The 14,254-nt window shown below is 71.7% G+C and carries 16 protein-coding genes; 6 read left to right on the top strand and 10 right to left on the bottom strand.

Annotated elements, in window-relative coordinates:
• Positions 1-54: 54 nt before the first annotated feature.
• From D7193_RS28005 to rfbA, 5 genes are all read right to left on the bottom strand, one after another.
• Positions 55-1,194: an oxalate decarboxylase family bicupin gene (locus D7193_RS28005; protein WP_120782633.1), complete on the bottom strand. Its 1,140-nt coding sequence runs from the start codon at positions 1,192-1,194 to the stop codon at positions 55-57.
• A gap of 236 nt (positions 1,195-1,430) precedes the next feature.
• Entirely contained in the window at positions 1,431-1,625 is a 195-nt protein-coding gene (locus D7193_RS28010; protein ID WP_120782634.1) for a hypothetical protein, read from the bottom strand.
• 67 nt (positions 1,626-1,692) lie between these two features.
• Positions 1,693-3,051: a Pup--protein ligase gene (pafA, locus tag D7193_RS28015; protein WP_120782635.1), complete on the bottom strand. Its 1,359-nt coding sequence runs from the start codon at positions 3,049-3,051 to the stop codon at positions 1,693-1,695.
• Positions 3,052-3,120: 69 nt separating this feature from the next.
• Positions 3,121-3,744, bottom strand: a complete 624-nt coding sequence (gene rfbC / locus D7193_RS28020) for a dTDP-4-dehydrorhamnose 3,5-epimerase (RefSeq protein ID WP_120782636.1) — start codon at positions 3,742-3,744, stop codon at positions 3,121-3,123.
• A 233-nt stretch (positions 3,745-3,977) separates the two neighbouring features.
• Positions 3,978-4,865: a glucose-1-phosphate thymidylyltransferase RfbA gene (rfbA, locus tag D7193_RS28025; RefSeq protein WP_120782637.1), complete on the bottom strand. Its 888-nt coding sequence runs from the start codon at positions 4,863-4,865 to the stop codon at positions 3,978-3,980.
• A gap of 88 nt (positions 4,866-4,953) precedes the next feature.
• On the opposite strand from rfbA, the gene rfbB reads away from it, so the two are divergent.
• The 6 genes from rfbB to D7193_RS28055 are packed head-to-tail and all read left to right on the top strand — an operon-like array spanning position 4,954 to position 10,227.
• The gene (gene rfbB / locus D7193_RS28030; protein WP_120782638.1) at positions 4,954-5,955 is read left to right on the top strand and encodes a dTDP-glucose 4,6-dehydratase; all 1,002 of its coding nucleotides are present in this window, start codon (positions 4,954-4,956) and stop codon (positions 5,953-5,955) included.
• Positions 5,952-6,833 carry a dTDP-4-dehydrorhamnose reductase gene (rfbD, locus tag D7193_RS28035; protein WP_120782639.1) on the top strand — a complete coding sequence of 294 codons (882 nt, stop codon included), beginning with the start codon at positions 5,952-5,954 and terminating at the stop codon, positions 6,831-6,833. Before rfbB ends, rfbD begins: the two co-directional genes overlap by 4 nt.
• Entirely contained in the window at positions 6,830-7,201 is a 372-nt protein-coding gene (locus D7193_RS28040) for a DUF2304 domain-containing protein (RefSeq protein ID WP_120782640.1), read from the top strand. The genes rfbD and D7193_RS28040 overlap by 4 nt, the downstream gene beginning before the upstream one ends.
• Entirely contained in the window at positions 7,194-7,895 is a 702-nt protein-coding gene (locus D7193_RS28045) for a glycosyltransferase family 2 protein (protein ID WP_120782641.1), read from the top strand. The genes D7193_RS28040 and D7193_RS28045 overlap by 8 nt, the downstream gene beginning before the upstream one ends.
• Positions 7,892-9,202: a lipopolysaccharide biosynthesis protein gene (locus D7193_RS28050; protein WP_120782642.1), complete on the top strand. Its 1,311-nt coding sequence runs from the start codon at positions 7,892-7,894 to the stop codon at positions 9,200-9,202. Before D7193_RS28045 ends, D7193_RS28050 begins: the two co-directional genes overlap by 4 nt.
• A complete protein-coding gene (locus D7193_RS28055) occupies positions 9,199-10,227 on the top strand; it encodes a glycosyltransferase family 2 protein (protein WP_120782643.1) in 1,029 nt (342 codons plus the stop codon). The genes D7193_RS28050 and D7193_RS28055 overlap by 4 nt, the downstream gene beginning before the upstream one ends.
• Positions 10,228-10,303: 76 nt before the next feature.
• Here D7193_RS28055 and prcA read toward each other — a convergent pair whose 3' ends face one another.
• From prcA to dop, 5 genes are all read right to left on the bottom strand, one after another.
• Positions 10,304-11,134 (bottom strand): proteasome subunit alpha, encoded by an 831-nt coding sequence (gene prcA, locus D7193_RS28060; RefSeq protein ID WP_120782644.1) that lies wholly within the window; start codon positions 11,132-11,134, stop codon positions 10,304-10,306.
• 59 nt (positions 11,135-11,193) lie between these two features.
• Positions 11,194-12,033 (bottom strand): proteasome subunit beta, encoded by an 840-nt coding sequence (gene prcB / locus D7193_RS28065; RefSeq protein ID WP_120782645.1) that lies wholly within the window; start codon positions 12,031-12,033, stop codon positions 11,194-11,196.
• Positions 11,952-12,341 carry an endonuclease VII domain-containing protein gene (locus D7193_RS34775; RefSeq protein ID WP_338324138.1) on the bottom strand — a complete coding sequence of 130 codons (390 nt, stop codon included), beginning with the start codon at positions 12,339-12,341 and terminating at the stop codon, positions 11,952-11,954. Before D7193_RS34775 ends, prcB begins: the two co-directional genes overlap by 82 nt.
• A gap of 5 nt (positions 12,342-12,346) precedes the next feature.
• A complete protein-coding gene (locus D7193_RS28075; RefSeq protein ID WP_067366797.1) occupies positions 12,347-12,562 on the bottom strand; it encodes a ubiquitin-like protein Pup in 216 nt (71 codons plus the stop codon).
• Positions 12,563-12,669: 107 nt separating this feature from the next.
• Positions 12,670-14,187, bottom strand: a complete 1,518-nt coding sequence (gene dop, locus D7193_RS28080) for a depupylase/deamidase Dop (protein ID WP_120782646.1) — start codon at positions 14,185-14,187, stop codon at positions 12,670-12,672.
• Positions 14,188-14,254 lie beyond the last annotated feature (67 nt).

Raw genomic sequence — 14,254 nt, forward strand, 5'->3', positions numbered from 1 at the left:
GTCGCGGGGCCACGGGCCGCACGGCGGGCCGCGGACCGGCGCGGCCTATGCCGGTCAGCGGACGACGGGCCGCTTCTCCCGTGGCAGCCCCGCGATGACCTCCGGCGGCAGGTTGATGGTGTCCGCCACGACCTCGGCCGGCGTGTTCGCCATCCACTGGGTGAGCGAGATGTCGGCGAACCGGGGCTTGCGGAACATCTCCAGGTAGACCAGCGGCTCCGACCCGACGTTCTCGATGTAGTGGCCGTACGCGAACGGCACGTACCCGACGTCGCCCGCCCGGAAGTCGAACGTCCGCGCCACGCCGGTGCTCGCGAAGACCCCCATCCGGCCCTGCCCGGAGATGTAGTACTGCCACTCGTCGTCGTTGGGATGCCAGTGCATCTCGCGCAGGCCGCCCGGCTCGACCTCCACGAGCGCGGCGCAGATCGTGGTCGAGGCGGCGAACGTGGAGACATCGGCGACGCGGACGGTGCCACCGGGGAACCGCATCGGCTCCTGCGCCCGCATCCGGTGGCTGAAGGTGCTCGGCACGTCCCCGCTCGGGCTGACCACCCGGTCCCGGTCCAGCGCCGGCGGCACCTGGCCCGCGAAGATGTACTTCTCCCGCTCGGGCAGCCGATCCAGCAGTTCCGGCGCCCAGCCGAAGTTCTTCGCGAGCACCTCCCTCGGGGTGTGCGCGAACCAGTCGCTGATCAGGAACGTGCCGTTCTCGGAGAAGGCGCCGTCGTCGAAGACCAGCAGGAACTCCACGCCCTCGTCGAGGGCCTGGATGTGGTGCGGTACGCCCTTCGGGAAGAACCACAGGTCCCCCGCGCGCACGTCGTCGAGGAAGTTGCGCCCCTCCTGGTCGACGGCGCTGATCCGGCAGCTGCCCCGGAGCACGTACGCCCACTCGGACTGCTTGTGCCAGTGCAGCTCCCGGTAGGCGCCCGGTTCCAGCGCCATGTCCACGCCGCTGAGTTCCGTGGCGATCGGCAGTTCCCGCTGGGTGATCTCGCGGGTCCACCCGCCCTGCTCGATGCGCGTGTGCGCGTCGGCGAAGGAGAACCGCAGGTTCGGCACCGTCCCGGCGTCCGTGGCGGGCGGGACGAGCAGGTCGGGGTTCTCCCGGTCCCGTGTGACGTCCCGTGGCCCGGGGTCGCGCCAGCCCTTGCCGCCCCGCTCCGGCTGCGGCACCCGCATGTCGTCCATGATCGCCCTCCCGCGTCGCGGCGTCCGGTCGTCGCCGGCGCCGACCGGTCGGGCGCGGGCCGGCGACGGCAACGGCGGCCGGTTACCCACCACGGCGACCCAGCCGGGCCAACCCCTGGCCCGCGCGGGTCACCCGCCGCGGACACTCACCGCGATCTTGCAGTTGCGGCCCTCGGTTCGCGGCTTTCCTCCCGGTGTGCCCGGGCAGAAAGTGCAAGATCGTGGGAGGAAAGGGATCAGGCCAGGAAGATCAGGGCGAGCCAGCCGCCGACGATCAGCACCAGGGCGACCGCCAGCACCCACGTGGGCACGGTGTACTCGCCGCGCCGGTTCCGTTCGATCTCGGCGCGGATCTTGTTGCGGCGGCGTTCCACCCAGTTCTGGCGCTGCTGGCCGCTCTCGGTGGGCTCGGGGCTCGGGGATGTCGTCATGGCCCGGCCAGCGTACCCGGCCGGCCCCGGCGATGACGCGCCACCGCCGGGCCGGCCGGGGCACTCGTCACATGCTGGCGATCAGCCGCTCGACCCGCTCGTCGTACGCCCGGAACGGGTCCTTGCAGAGCACGGTGCGCTGCGCCTGGTCGTTGAGCTTCAGGTGCACCCAGTCGACGGTGAAGTCGCGCCGCTTCTCCTGCGCGTGCCGGATGAACTCGCCGCGCAGCCGGGCCCGGGTCGTCTGCGGCGGCGTCTCCTTCGCCTCGAAGATCTCCGGGTCCGTGGCCACCCGGTCCACCTCGCCGCGCCGTTCGAGCAGCGCGTAGAGGCCACGGCCGCGGCGCAGGTCGTGGTAGGCGAGGTCCATCTGCGCGACCCGCGGGTGCGACAGCGGCAGGTCGTGCTTGCGCTGGTAGCGCTCGATGAGCCGCAGCTTGGTCACCCAGTCGATCTCCCGGGCCACCGGCTCCAGGTCGCCGGTCTCCACGGCACGCAGCACCCGGCCCCACAGCTCGACGACGCGCTTGGCGGTCTGGTCGCCGCCCCGGCGCTCCACGAACTCGGTGGCCTTGGCCAGGTACTCCTGCTGGATCTCCAGCGCGCTGATCTCCTTGCCGGAGGCGAGCCGCACCTTGCGCCGGCCGGTGATGTCGTGCGACACCTCACGGATCGCCCGGATGGGGTTCTCCAGCGACAGGTCGCGCATCACCACACCGGCCTCGATCATCCGCAGCACGATGTCGGCCGTGCCGACCTTCAGCAGCGTGGTGACCTCGTTCATGTTCGAGTCGCCGACGATCACGTGCAGCCGCCGGTAGCGCTCGGCGTCGGCGTGCGGCTCGTCCCGGGTGTTGATGATCGGGCGGCTCCGGGTGGTCGCCGAGGAGACGCCCTCCCAGATGTGCTCGGCCCGCTGCGACAGGCAGTAGACCGCGCCGCGCGGTGTCTGCAGCACCTTGCCCGCCCCGCAGATCAGCTGCCGGGTGACCAGGAACGGGATCAGGACGTCGGCCAGCCGGCCGAACTCGCCGTGCCGGGAGACCAGGTAGTTCTCGTGGCAGCCGTACGAGTTGCCGGCCGAGTCGGTGTTGTTCTTGAACAGGTAGATCTCACCCGCGATGCCCTCGTCGTGCAGCCGCTTCTCGGCGTCGACGAGCAGCCCCTCCAGGATCCGCTCGCCGGCGCGGTCGTGGGCCACCAGGTCGACCACCGAGTCGCACTCCGGTGTGGCGTACTCGGGGTGCGACCCGACGTCCAGGTAGAGCCGGGCACCGTTACGCAGGAAGACGTTGCTGGACCGGCCCCAGGACACCACGCGGCGGAAGAGGTACCGGGCGACCTCGTCCGGGGAGAGCCGCCGCTGCCCGCGGTAGGTACAGGTGACGCCGTACTCGGTCTCGAGGCCGAAGATTCGCCGCTCCATGATGTGACATTAGCCGCCCGGAGGGCCGGTTCGTCACTGTCACAGCACAGGTCGTGCGGGTCGGTGCGGTCAAACCCCGTCCGAGTCCGACATTCCGTCCGGCCCGAGCGTCGCCACGTACGCCCGGCAGGCCTCGTAGTCGGGCAGCAGGCCGCTCTCGCGGGCCTGCGCGAGGGTCGGCGCCGCGGCGTCGCGGGCCGACAGCTGCGGGGCGTCGGCCGGCCACTCGATGCCCAACTCCTCGTCGAGCGGGTGCACACCGTGCTCGCCCGTGGGGTTGTACGTGGCCGAGCAGAGGTAGGTGAGGGTGGCGTCGTCGCTGAGCGCGCAGAAGCCGTGCCCCAGCCCCTCGGCCAGGTACACCGCCCGGCGCTCGACGTCGTCGAGGCGGACGCCCTCCCAGCGGCCGAAGGTCGGCGAGCCGACCCGCAGGTCGACCACGACGTCCAGCACGGCCCCGCGTACGCAGGTCACGTACTTCGCCTGGCCGGGCGGGACGTCGGCGAAGTGGATGCCGCGCACCACGCCCCGGCCGGAGACGGACAGGTTGCCCTGCGCCAGCCGCAGCGGGTGACCGACCGCCTCGGCGAGCCGGTCGAAGCGGTACCACTCCATGAACAGCCCGCGCGGGTCGCCGTGCTGCTGCGGCGTGATCTCCCAGGCGCCCTCGATGCTCAGCGGCCGGATCTTCACGGTGCCACCTCCGTTCGCGACTGCGGGGGCTCGCAAACCCGGCTCACTCCTCGCGCTCACCGGGCCACCTCCGTTCGCGACTGCGGGGCTCGCAAACCCGGCTCACTCCTCGCGCTCACCGGGCCACCTCCGTTCGCGACTGCGGGGCTCGCAAACCCGGCTCACTCCTCGCGCTCACCGGGCCACCTCCGTTCGCGACTGCGGGGCTCGCAGACCCGGCGCACTCGAACCGCTCACCGGGCCACCGCCTCGCCGTGCTTCTCGCTGAGCAGGCCGAGCAGGTAGTCGCCGTAGCCGCTCTTGGTCAGCGGCTCCGCGAGCGCCCGCAGCTGCGCGTCGTCGAGCAGGCCGGCCCGCCAGGCCACCTCCTCCACACAGCCGATCTTGAGACCCTGCCGCTCCTCGATCACCCGGACGAACTCGGCGGCCTGCATGAGCGAGGTGAAGGTGCCGGTGTCCAGCCAGGCAGTGCCGCGGTCCAGCACGGTGACGGACAGCTCACCCATCTCCCGGTACGCCTCGTTCACGGCGGTGATCTCAAGCTCGCCCCGCGCGCTCGGGGTGAGCTTGCTGGCGATGTCGACCACCCGGTTGTCGTAGAAGTACAGCCCGGGCACCGCGTACCGGGACTTCGGCCGGGCCGGCTTCTCCTCGATCGACAGCACCCTGCCGTCGGCGTCGAAGTCGACCACGCCGTACGCCTCGGGGTTCGCCACCGGGTACGCGAACACCCGGCCGCCGATCAGGTCGCCGTGCGCGGTGAGCTGCCGGCCCAGACCCACGCCGTGGAAGATGTTGTCGCCCAGGATCAGCGCCACCGCGTCGTCGCCGATGAAGTCCGCGCCGAGCACGAACGCCTGGGCGATGCCCTCCGGGCGGGCCTGGGCGACGTACTCCAGCCGCAGGCCCCACTGGCTGCCGTCACCGAGCAGCCGGCGGAACTGGTCCTGGTCGTCAGGCGTGGTGATCACCAGGATCTCCCGGACGCCGGACATGACCAGCGTGGAGAGCGGATAGTAGATCATCGGCTTGTCGAAGACCGGCATCAGCTGCTTGGACACCGCCCGGGTGATGGGCCACAGCCGGGATCCGGTGCCACCGGCGAGTAGGATTCCGCGCACCCGGGGAGACTACCGGCCGCGGCGGCAACCGGACACGGGGGTCGGGCCCCGGCGATGTCCGGTTAACTTCGCGTACACTTCCGGACCCGTGAGGATCCTCGTCACCGGCGGAGCCGGATTCATCGGGTCGGAGTACGTCCGTCTGCTGCTGGGCAAGCCGCTCGGCGGCGCCGCCGGCGTACCGCCGGTCGATCCGGCGGTCGTCACGGTGCTCGACAAGCTCACCTACTCGGGCAACCGCGCGAACCTCGACCCGGTCCGCGACGACCCCCGGCTGCGCTTCGTCCAGGGCGACATCTGCGACCCGACCGTGGTCGACGAGGTGGTCGCGGGCCACGACGTGATCGTGCACTTCGCGGCGGAATCGCACGTCGACCGCTCGATCGAGGGCGCCGCGCCGTTCGTCACCACGAACGTGCTCGGCACCCAGACCCTGCTCGACGCCGCGCTGCGCCACGGCACGGCCCGGTTCGTGCACGTGTCCACCGACGAGGTGTACGGCTCGATCGACGAGGGGTCCTGGACGGAGACGTGGCCGCTCGCGCCGAACTCCCCCTACTCGGCCTCGAAGGCCGGCTCGGACCTGCTGGCGCTGGCCTACCACCGCACGCACGGCATGGACGTGGTGGTCACCCGCTGCTCCAACAACTACGGGCCGTACCAGTTCCCCGAGAAGGTCATCCCGCTGTTCGTCACCAACCTGCTCGACGGCGGCACCGTGCCGCTCTACGGCGACGGCGGCAACGTGCGCGACTGGCTGCACGTGCACGACCACTGCCGGGGCATCGCCCTCGTGCAGCAGAAGGGCCGCGCCGGCGAGGTCTACAACATCGGTGGCGGCACCGAGCTGACCAACAAGGAACTCACCGGGCGGCTGCTGGAGGCCTGCGGCGCCGGGTGGGAGCGGGTCGTCCCGGTCACCGACCGCAAGGGCCACGACCGCCGCTACTCGCTGGACATCACCAAGATCAGCGAGGAGCTGGGGTACGCCCCGAGCATCGACCTGGACCGCGGCCTCGCCGAGACCGTCCGCTGGTACCGGGAGAACCGGGCCTGGTGGGAGCCGCTGAAGCAGGCCACGGCCGCATGACCCGGCTGCTCGTCACCGGCGCGGGCGGCATGCTCGGCCAGGACCTCCTGGCCGTGCTCGCCCCCCGCGTGGACCTGAAGGTGACCGCCGCCACCCGGGCCGACCTCGACATCACCGACGCCGCCGCCGTACGGGCCGCCGTCGCCGGGCACGACCTCGTGATCAACAGCGCGGCGTGGACCGACGTGGACGGGGCCGAGACGCACGAGGAGGTCGCCACCGCCGTCAACGGCCACGGCGTGACCCACCTCGCCGCCGCGTGCGCCGAGACCGGCGCCCGCCTGATCCAGGTCTCCACCGACTACGTCTTCTCCGGCGACGCCGACCGGCCGTACCCGGAGGACGCGCCCACCGCGCCGGTCAACGCCTACGGCCGGAGCAAGCTCGTCGGCGAGCAGAGCGTCACCCGCCTGCTGCCCGACGCGGGCTACATCGTGCGCACCGCGTGGCTGTACGGCGCGCACGGGCCGAACTTCGTGGCCACCATGCTGCGGCTGGCCCAGCAACGCGAACACCTGGACGTGGTGGACGACCAGCACGGCCAGCCCACCTGGTCGTACGCCCTCGCCACCCGGCTGGTCGCGCTCGCCGACGCGGCGCTCGCCGGCCGGGCCACGCCCGGCTTCTACCACGGCACGTGCACAGGTCAGACCACCTGGTACGGCCTCGCCCGGGCCGCGTTCGCGCTCAACGGGCTCGACCCGGACCGGATCCGGCCCACCACCAGCGACCGGTTTCCGCGTCCGGCTCCCCGACCGGCGTACAGTGTGCTAGGGCACAGCCGGTGGACGGCCGCGGGCCTGCCAGCGATGCCGGACTGGCACGCCACCCTCACGGCCTCCTTCGCCTCCTCCGCTCCCCCGTGGAAGGTCACATGAAGCTCACCCTCGTCACCGGCCTGACCGGCCTGATACTGCTGGCCACGATCATCGAGCTGCTGCGCCGCCGGCAACTGCGCGAGAAGTACGGCATGCTGTGGCTCGGCGTCCTGGTGATCGTGATCCCGCTGGCGCTGTTCCCCCGGCTCCTCGACAACGTGGCGGGCATGCTCGGGGTCGCCTCCGGCGTCAGTCTCGTGCTCTTCCTCGGCATCGTCTTCCTTCTGCTGGTGTGCGTGCACCTGAGCTGGGAGGTCAGCGCCCTGGAGGAGGAGACCCGCACCCTGGCCGAAGACTTCGCCCTGCTCCGCGCCGAGATCGACGCCGAGCGGGCCGCCCGGAACGAACTGGTGTCCCACGATGGTTAACGGCAAGCGCGTCCTGATCATCATCCCGGCGCTCAACGAGTCCGGCTCCATCGGCGACGTCGTCCGCGAGGTTCGCGGCGAGCTGCCCGGTGTCGACGTGCTCGTGGTCGACGACGGATCCACCGACCGCACCCACGCCGTGGCCGCCGCCGCCGGCGCCCTGGTGGCCCGGCTGCCGTACAACCTCGGCGTCGGCGGGGCCATGCGGCTCGGCTACCGCTACGCGTACGAGCACGACTACGACGTGGCCATCCAGATCGACGCCGACGGCCAGCACGACCCCCGGTACGTGCCGAAGCTCGTCGACCTCCTCGACGACACCGACCTGGTGATCGGCGCCCGGTTCGCGGGCGAGGGCGACTACAACGTCCGCGGCCCCCGCCGCTGGGCCATGGTCATGCTCTCGGCCGTGCTGTCCCGGATCGCCCGCACCAAGCTCACCGACACCACCTCGGGCTTCCGGGCCGCCAACCGCCGGATCATCGAGATGTTCGCCCGCTGGTACCCCGTGGAGTACCTCGGCGACACGGTCGAGACGCTGGTGCACACCGCCCGCCGCGGCTACAAGATCCGGCAGGTGCCGGTGGCCATGCGCCGGCGGATGGCGGGCACACCCAGCCACTCCCCCGCCAAGGCGATGATCTACCTGGGCCGGGCCTTCGCCGTCCTCACCCTGGCGCTCATCCGCCGGTGATACGCCGCCTGCTCAACCTCGTTCCGCCCGGCACCCTCGCCGTGGGTGCCGGGCTGGGCCTGCTCGGGCTCGCCTCCTACGTGCACCTGGCGGTGGCGGGGCACAGCCTGAACGAGGCCGACTACTCGTCCCTGTCCGTGCTCTGGTCGATCGTGTTCACGCTGGGCATCGGCGTGTTCATGCCGGTCGAGCAGGAGATCGCCCGGATCGTCGCGGCCCGGCGTACCCAGGGGCTCCCACCCGGCCCGGTGCTGGCGCGCGGCGCCGCGCTCGCCGCCGGCGTGCTCGCGGTCATGACGGTCGTCGTCCTCGCCGCCTACCGTGTGCTCGCCGACCGGCTCTTCGACGGCGACGGCACGATGGTCTGGGTGCTGGTCGGGTCGCTCGCCGCCATGGCCGTGGCCTACACCACCCGCGGCGTCCTCTCGGGCCTGCAGCTCTTCCCCTGGTACGGCACGCAGCTCGGCATCGACGGCGGGCTGCGGATCGGCATCGTCGCGCTCCTCGGCCTGGCCGGTGTCACCTCGCCCGTGTGGTACGGCGCGGTGCTCGTCGCCGCGCCGCTGATCGCCGTCCTGGCGACGCTGCCGCCGGTGCTCCGCGCGGTCGGCGGCGGGCTGCCCGTGGCCTGGTCGGCGCTCCTGCGGGGCCTCGGCCTGCTCACCGCGTCGAGCCTGCTGTCCCAGGTCGTCGTGAACGTCGGCGTGATCAACGCGCGGGTGCTCGCCCCGTCGGACGTGGCCACCGCGGGAGCGCTGCTCTCCGCACTTGTCCTGGTGCGGATCCCGCTGTTCGTGTTCGCCTCGCTACAGGCGTCGCTGCTGCCCGGGTTGGCCACCTCGGCCGCCACCGGCGACCACGCGGCCTTCCACGGCCTGCTCCGCAAGGCGCTGGGCGTCGTCACCGCGCTCGGCCTGGTCGGCGCGTTCGGCGCCGTCCTGCTCGGCCCGTGGCTCGTCGGCGCGCTCTTCGACGCCCCCGACGTCCTCGGCCACGGCGACTTCGCCTGGCTGGCCGTGGCCACCCTCGCCTACCTGTGGGCGATGGTGCTCGGCCAGGCGCTGCTCGCGCTCGACCGGCACCGCGCGCAGGCGCTCGCGTGGACCGTCGGCGTCGCCGCGCTGGTCGCCGCCACACTCGCCCCGCTGTCGGTCGCGCTGCGGGTCGAACTCGGCTACACGGTCGGCTCGGTCGTCGTAGCCGGCACCATGGCGCTGCTCCTGCGTGGCGGCGCCGCCGGCCCCTCCCCCGCGACCACCCCGTCCCGCGAGACCGTCGAGACCGGCGTATCCGGAGGAGTCCGATGAACCGACCCCAGGTCAGCGCCGTGATGCTCGCCTACGGCGCGGAGCCGTGGCTGGTCGACGCCGCCCGGGCGGTGCTCGCCAGCACCGACGTCGACGTCGAGCTGATCGTCGTCGACAACGGGTGCACCAGCGACGGCATCGACGTGGTCAAGGGCCTCCCGGGCGTGCGCGTGCTGCGGCCCGAGGAGAACACCGGATACTCCGGCGGCTGCCGGGTCGGCGCCGCCGAGGCCACCGGCGAGTGGCTGGCCTTCGTCAACTCCGACGCGATCGTCGCGCCGGACGCCCTCGCGAAGGTCGTGGCGGTCGCCGCGGAACCGGGCGTCGGCGCCGCGATGGCCTCGATCCGCCTCGCCGAGAACCCGGATCTCATCAACACGTCCGGCAACCCGCTGCACTTCATCGGGCTCTCCTGGGCCGGCGGCAACGGCGAGCCGGCCACGGCCCACGCCCGGCGTACGACCGTGCCCTCCCTGAGCGGGTGCTGCTTCGTCATCAACCGGGAGCTGTGGCGGGAACTGGACGGCTTCGCCGCCGAGTACTTCGCCTACCACGAGGACACCGAGATCAGCCTGCGCCTGTGGCAGCGGGGGCTGCGCCTGGAGTACGTCCCGGACGCCGTCGTCGTGCACCACTACGAGTTCTCCCGCAACTCGCTGAAGGTGTACCTCGTCGAGCGGAACCGGCTGCTCTCGCTGCTCACCGCGTACGAGACGCGAACGCTGGTGCTGCTGGCGCCCATGCTGCTGCTGTCCGAGGCGGCCCTGCTCGCCGCCTCGCTGCTCGGCGGGTGGAGCCGGGAGAAGGTGCGCGGCTGGCGCTGGCTGTGGACCAACCGGGCCTGGGTACGCGCCCGCCGCCGCCAGCTGCAGGCCGAGCGGATCGTCCCCGACGGTGTCATCGCCGAGATGATGACCGCGAAGGTCGACCCCTCCAACGTCGAGGCGCCCCCCGGGATGGCGGTGTTCAACGTGATCGCGGCCGCCTACTGGGCCCTCACCAAGCCGCTGCTCCGCCGCCGCTGACCGACTCGGATCGGCGCGGCGGACGCGAAACGCCGGGGCCCGGTGACCCGGACCCCGGCGTTTCTCGCGACGTCTGCTACTCGGCGTGGTTGCCGGGCTTGTCCTCCAGGTCCGCCGAGGCCGCCGACGTAGTGGGCTTCTGCGCCTCCTCGGTCGGGGTCGTCGGCGTCTCCGGGCCGCCCGCGGCGGGCTCCTCCGCCTTCGCGGCCTCCCCGTCGAGCAGCGCCGTCAGGGCCGCGCCGGTGATCCGGCGGAACGTGCGGCCGACCCGGCGCCGGTCCAGGACCGCCACCTCGAGCTGGTTGGCGGCGATGGTGCGCGCGGCCCCGCCCTCGCCGCCGACGCTGCCGAGCGCCCGCACGGCCACCTTCACGGCGTCGCCGAGCGACATGTCGGGGCGGTGGTCGGACTTGAGCACGCCGGTGATCGCCTCGGCCTGACCGCCCATCGCCATCCGGCCCGGCTCGTCGTTGACCGAGCCGTCGTACGTGAGCCGGTAGAGCTCGTCGTCGTCCGCGGTCGCGCCGACCTCGGCCACGCAGATCTCCACCTCGAACGGCTTCGACTGCTCGGTGAAGATGGCACCCAGGATCTGCGCGAACGAGTTCGCGAGGGCCCGCCCGGTCACGTCCCGCCGGTCGTAGCTCAGACCGTTCAGGTCGGCCATCCGGACGCCGGCGCGGCGCAGGTTCTCGAACTCGTTGTAGCGACCCACGGCCGCGAAACCGATCCGGTCGTAGATCTCGCTGACCTTGTGCAGGGCGCTGGAGAGGTTCTCGGCGACGAAGAGCACCCCGCCCTCGTAGCTCAGGACCACGGCGCTGCGACCCCGGGCGATGCCCTTGCGGGCAAGCTCGGAGCGGTCGCGCATGATCTGCTCGGGCGAGGCGTAGAACTGCATGGCCACGGCGGCTGTTTCTCCTTAGCGCTGTGCGGACGACTGCTGACGACTACCGACCGGCCGGCTCAGCCGCCCGGGTTCTCCATCCGGCCGGAGACCACGGCCTCCGCGATCGCCGCCGTCTCGGCGTCGGTGAGCCGGTGGGTGCCCTCCGCGGTCGCGGTCATCACCACCGGGTAGATCCGGCGCGTCAGGTCGGGGCCGCCGGTCGCCGTGTCGTCGTCGGCGGCGTCGTAGAGCGCCTCCACCGCGAGCCGGACCGCGTCGTCCATCGACAGCCCCGCGCGGAACCGCTTCTTCAGCGCCGACTTCGCGAACAGCGAACCGGACCCGATGGCGTCGTAGCCGGTCTCCTCGTACGGGCCGCCGGTCACGTCGAAGCTGAAGATCCGGCCGGCCCGCGCCGGATCGGTGGCCGCGAGGTCGAAGCCGGCGAAGAGCGGGATCACCGCGAGGCCCTGCATGGCGGCGCCCAGGTTGCCCCGGATCATCGAGGCGAGCCGGTTGGCCTTGCCGTCGAGCGAGAGCATCGCGCCCTCGATCTTCTCGTAGTGCTCCAGCTCCACCTGGAACAGTCGCATCAGCTCGATGCCGATGCCGGCCGTGCCCGCGATGCCGACCAGCGAGTACGCGTCCGCGGGGTGCACCTTCTCGATGTCCCGTTGGGCGATCAGGTTGCCCATCGTGGCGCGCCGGTCGCCCGCCATCACGACACCGCCGGCGGCGGAGATGGCCACGATGGTGGTCGCGTGCGGCGCCATGTCGGCGGCCATGCCCGGGGGAAGCGGCCGCCGGCCGGGCAGCATCTCGGGAGCCACCTTGCTCAGGAACGTCGTGAAGGAGGACGTCCCCGCGTTGGTGAACGCATCTGGTAGACGCCCGGATGGATCAAAGCCCGCTGCCACGTGGTTCCTCTCAGGTACGTGATCGCCCTGGCCAGCCTCGTAGGACTGTCACGGAACTGGCCAAGACCACCGTTGCAGTTGAAGCAGAGTATCCCGCGCACCCATCCGGTGCGATGATCGTGGTCCACATGTTCCGGATCGGGTTCCCCGCGTTCCGGACACCACTTCATGCCGCGGGGACCGGCACAGAAGCTCTTCTCTGCGGTCCGATCCCGCGCTTGCGGCGGCTCGCCTCCGAGCGGGCCGCCGCGCAGGTCTTGCAGTAGTAGGGGGCACTTCTTGCCCGACTCCCTGAGCGAATCGGGCATTCAGCTTATTGTCCGCCTTTTTGGACGTAACCCCTCACGAACTCTTCGGCGTTCTCCTCCAGGACGGAGTCGATCTCGTCGAGCAGGTCGTCGACGTCCTCGGTGATCTCGGCGTGCCGCTCGGCGACCTCCGGGTTCGCCTCGGTGGTGACGTCCTCGATCTCCTCGCCCTGGCGGGACTTGCCCGACTGCGACTGACCGCCGCTGTCACGAGTGGCCATCAGATGCCTCCTCCACGATCTCTTGCGAGAAACTTACCTCGCGGGGGCGACGAAAGGCCCGCCGCGCGCCGTTGTCGGCAGCCCGGCGGGCCTTCCGATCCGGCGGATCAGCCGCCGGTGAGCGTCTCCAGCAGGTCCTTGGCGCTGGCGCACCGGTCGAACAGGGCGCCGACGTGCTTGCGGGTGCCCCGCTCCGGCTCCATCATCGGCACCCGGACCAGCGACTCGCGGCCGACGTCGAAGATGACCGAGTCCCAGCTCGCCGCGACGACCTCGGACGCGTACTGGGCGAGGCAGCGGCCACGGAAGTAGGCCCGCGTGTCCTCCGGCGGCTCGGTCATCGCCGCGCGCGTCTCGTCGTCGCTCAGCAGCGTCTTCATGGCCCCCCGGGAGACCAGCCGGTGGTAGAGGCCCTTCTCCGGGCGGACGTCGGAGTACTGCAGGTCGACCAGCTGCAGCTTGTGCGAGCCCCAGCCGAGCTTCTCCCGCTCCCGGTAGCCCTCCAGCAGCCGCAGCTTGGCCACCCAGTCCAGCTCGTCGGCGCAGAGCATCGCGTCGCGGCCCAGCCGGTCCAGCACGCTCTCCCAGCGGGCCAGCACGTCCACGGTCTGCGCGTCCGCGTCGGCGCCGTAACGGTCGTCCACGAAGGACTTCACCCGCTCGAAGTAGGCCCACTGGACGTCCAGCGCGGTGAGCCGCCGCCCGTCGCGCAGGCGCATGCGGTGGGTGAGTGACGGGTCGTGGCTCACGGCGCGCAGTTCGCTGACCGGGTCGGCGATGCCGAGGTCGGGGCTGAGCGCCTTCTCCTCGATCATGGTGAGGATCAGCGCGGTGGTGCCGACCTTGAGGTAGGTGGAGATCTCCGACAGGTTCGCATCGCCGATGATCACGTGCAGCCGCCGGTACTTGTCGGCGTCGGCGTGCGGCTCGTCCCGGGTGTTGATGATGGGGCGCTTCAGGGTGGTCTCGAGGCCCACCTCGACCTCGAAGAAGTCGGCCCGCTGGGAGATCTGGAAGCCGCTCTGGCCGCCGTCCTGGCCGATGCCGACCCGGCCGGCGCCGCAGACCACCTGCCGGGTCACGAAGAACGGCGTCAGGTACGCCACGATGTCGGCGAACGGCGTCTGCCGACGCATGAGGTAGTTCTCGTGGGCGCCGTAGCTGGCGCCCTTGTTGTCGGTGTTGTTCTTGTAGAGGTGGATCTGCTGGCTGCCGGGGATGGTGGCGGCGCGGCGGGCCGCCTCGGCCATCACCCGCTCCCCCGCCTTGTCCCAGCGCACGACGTCCAGTGGGTTGGTGACCTCGGGCGTGGAGTACTCCGGGTGGGCGTGGTCGACGTACAGCCGGGCACCGTTGGTGAGTATCACGTTGGCCAGGCCGAGGTCCTCGTCGGCGAGCGCCTCGGCCGGGTCGTACGCGGCGCCGGAGTACGTGAAGCCGCGCGCGTCCCGCAGCGGCGACTCCTCCTCGTAGTCCCAGCGGGCCCGCCCGCCGCGGTTCAGTTCGGGGCGAGCGCCGTAGGCGTTCACCACCTGCGACGAGGTGACCATCGGGTTCGCCCCGGCCTGGCCCGGCACGGAGATGCCGTACTCGACCTCCGTGCCCATGATCCGTCTAACGCTCATCGACCTACCCGCTCCGCTCGCCCGTCCGGTCCCCGTCCCGTCGAGCGTAGTCGGCCCGACGGCGGGT

Origin of the sequence: Micromonospora costi (assembly GCF_003626655.1) — a bacterium.
Classification (GTDB): domain Bacteria; phylum Actinomycetota; class Actinomycetes; order Mycobacteriales; family Micromonosporaceae; genus Micromonospora; species Micromonospora costi.

Coding starts and splice junctions, on each gene's coding strand:
- D7193_RS28075 (WP_067366797.1), bottom strand. CDS start 12,562: ATGGCCACTCGTGACAGCGGCGGTCAGTCGCAGTCGGGCAAGTCCCGC.
- D7193_RS28055 (WP_120782643.1), top strand. CDS start 9,199: ATGAACCGACCCCAGGTCAGCGCCGTGATGCTCGCCTACGGCGCGGAG.
- rfbD (WP_120782639.1), top strand. CDS start 5,952: ATGACCCGGCTGCTCGTCACCGGCGCGGGCGGCATGCTCGGCCAGGAC.
- D7193_RS28040 (WP_120782640.1), top strand. CDS start 6,830: ATGAAGCTCACCCTCGTCACCGGCCTGACCGGCCTGATACTGCTGGCC.
- D7193_RS34775 (WP_338324138.1), bottom strand. CDS start 12,341: ATGCCCGATTCGCTCAGGGAGTCGGGCAAGAAGTGCCCCCTACTACTG.
- D7193_RS28010 (WP_120782634.1), bottom strand. CDS start 1,625: ATGACGACATCCCCGAGCCCCGAGCCCACCGAGAGCGGCCAGCAGCGC.
- pafA (WP_120782635.1), bottom strand. CDS start 3,051: ATGGAGCGGCGAATCTTCGGCCTCGAGACCGAGTACGGCGTCACCTGT.
- D7193_RS28005 (WP_120782633.1), bottom strand. CDS start 1,194: ATGGACGACATGCGGGTGCCGCAGCCGGAGCGGGGCGGCAAGGGCTGG.
- dop (WP_120782646.1), bottom strand. CDS start 14,187: ATGAGCGTTAGACGGATCATGGGCACGGAGGTCGAGTACGGCATCTCC.
- D7193_RS28045 (WP_120782641.1), top strand. CDS start 7,194: ATGGTTAACGGCAAGCGCGTCCTGATCATCATCCCGGCGCTCAACGAG.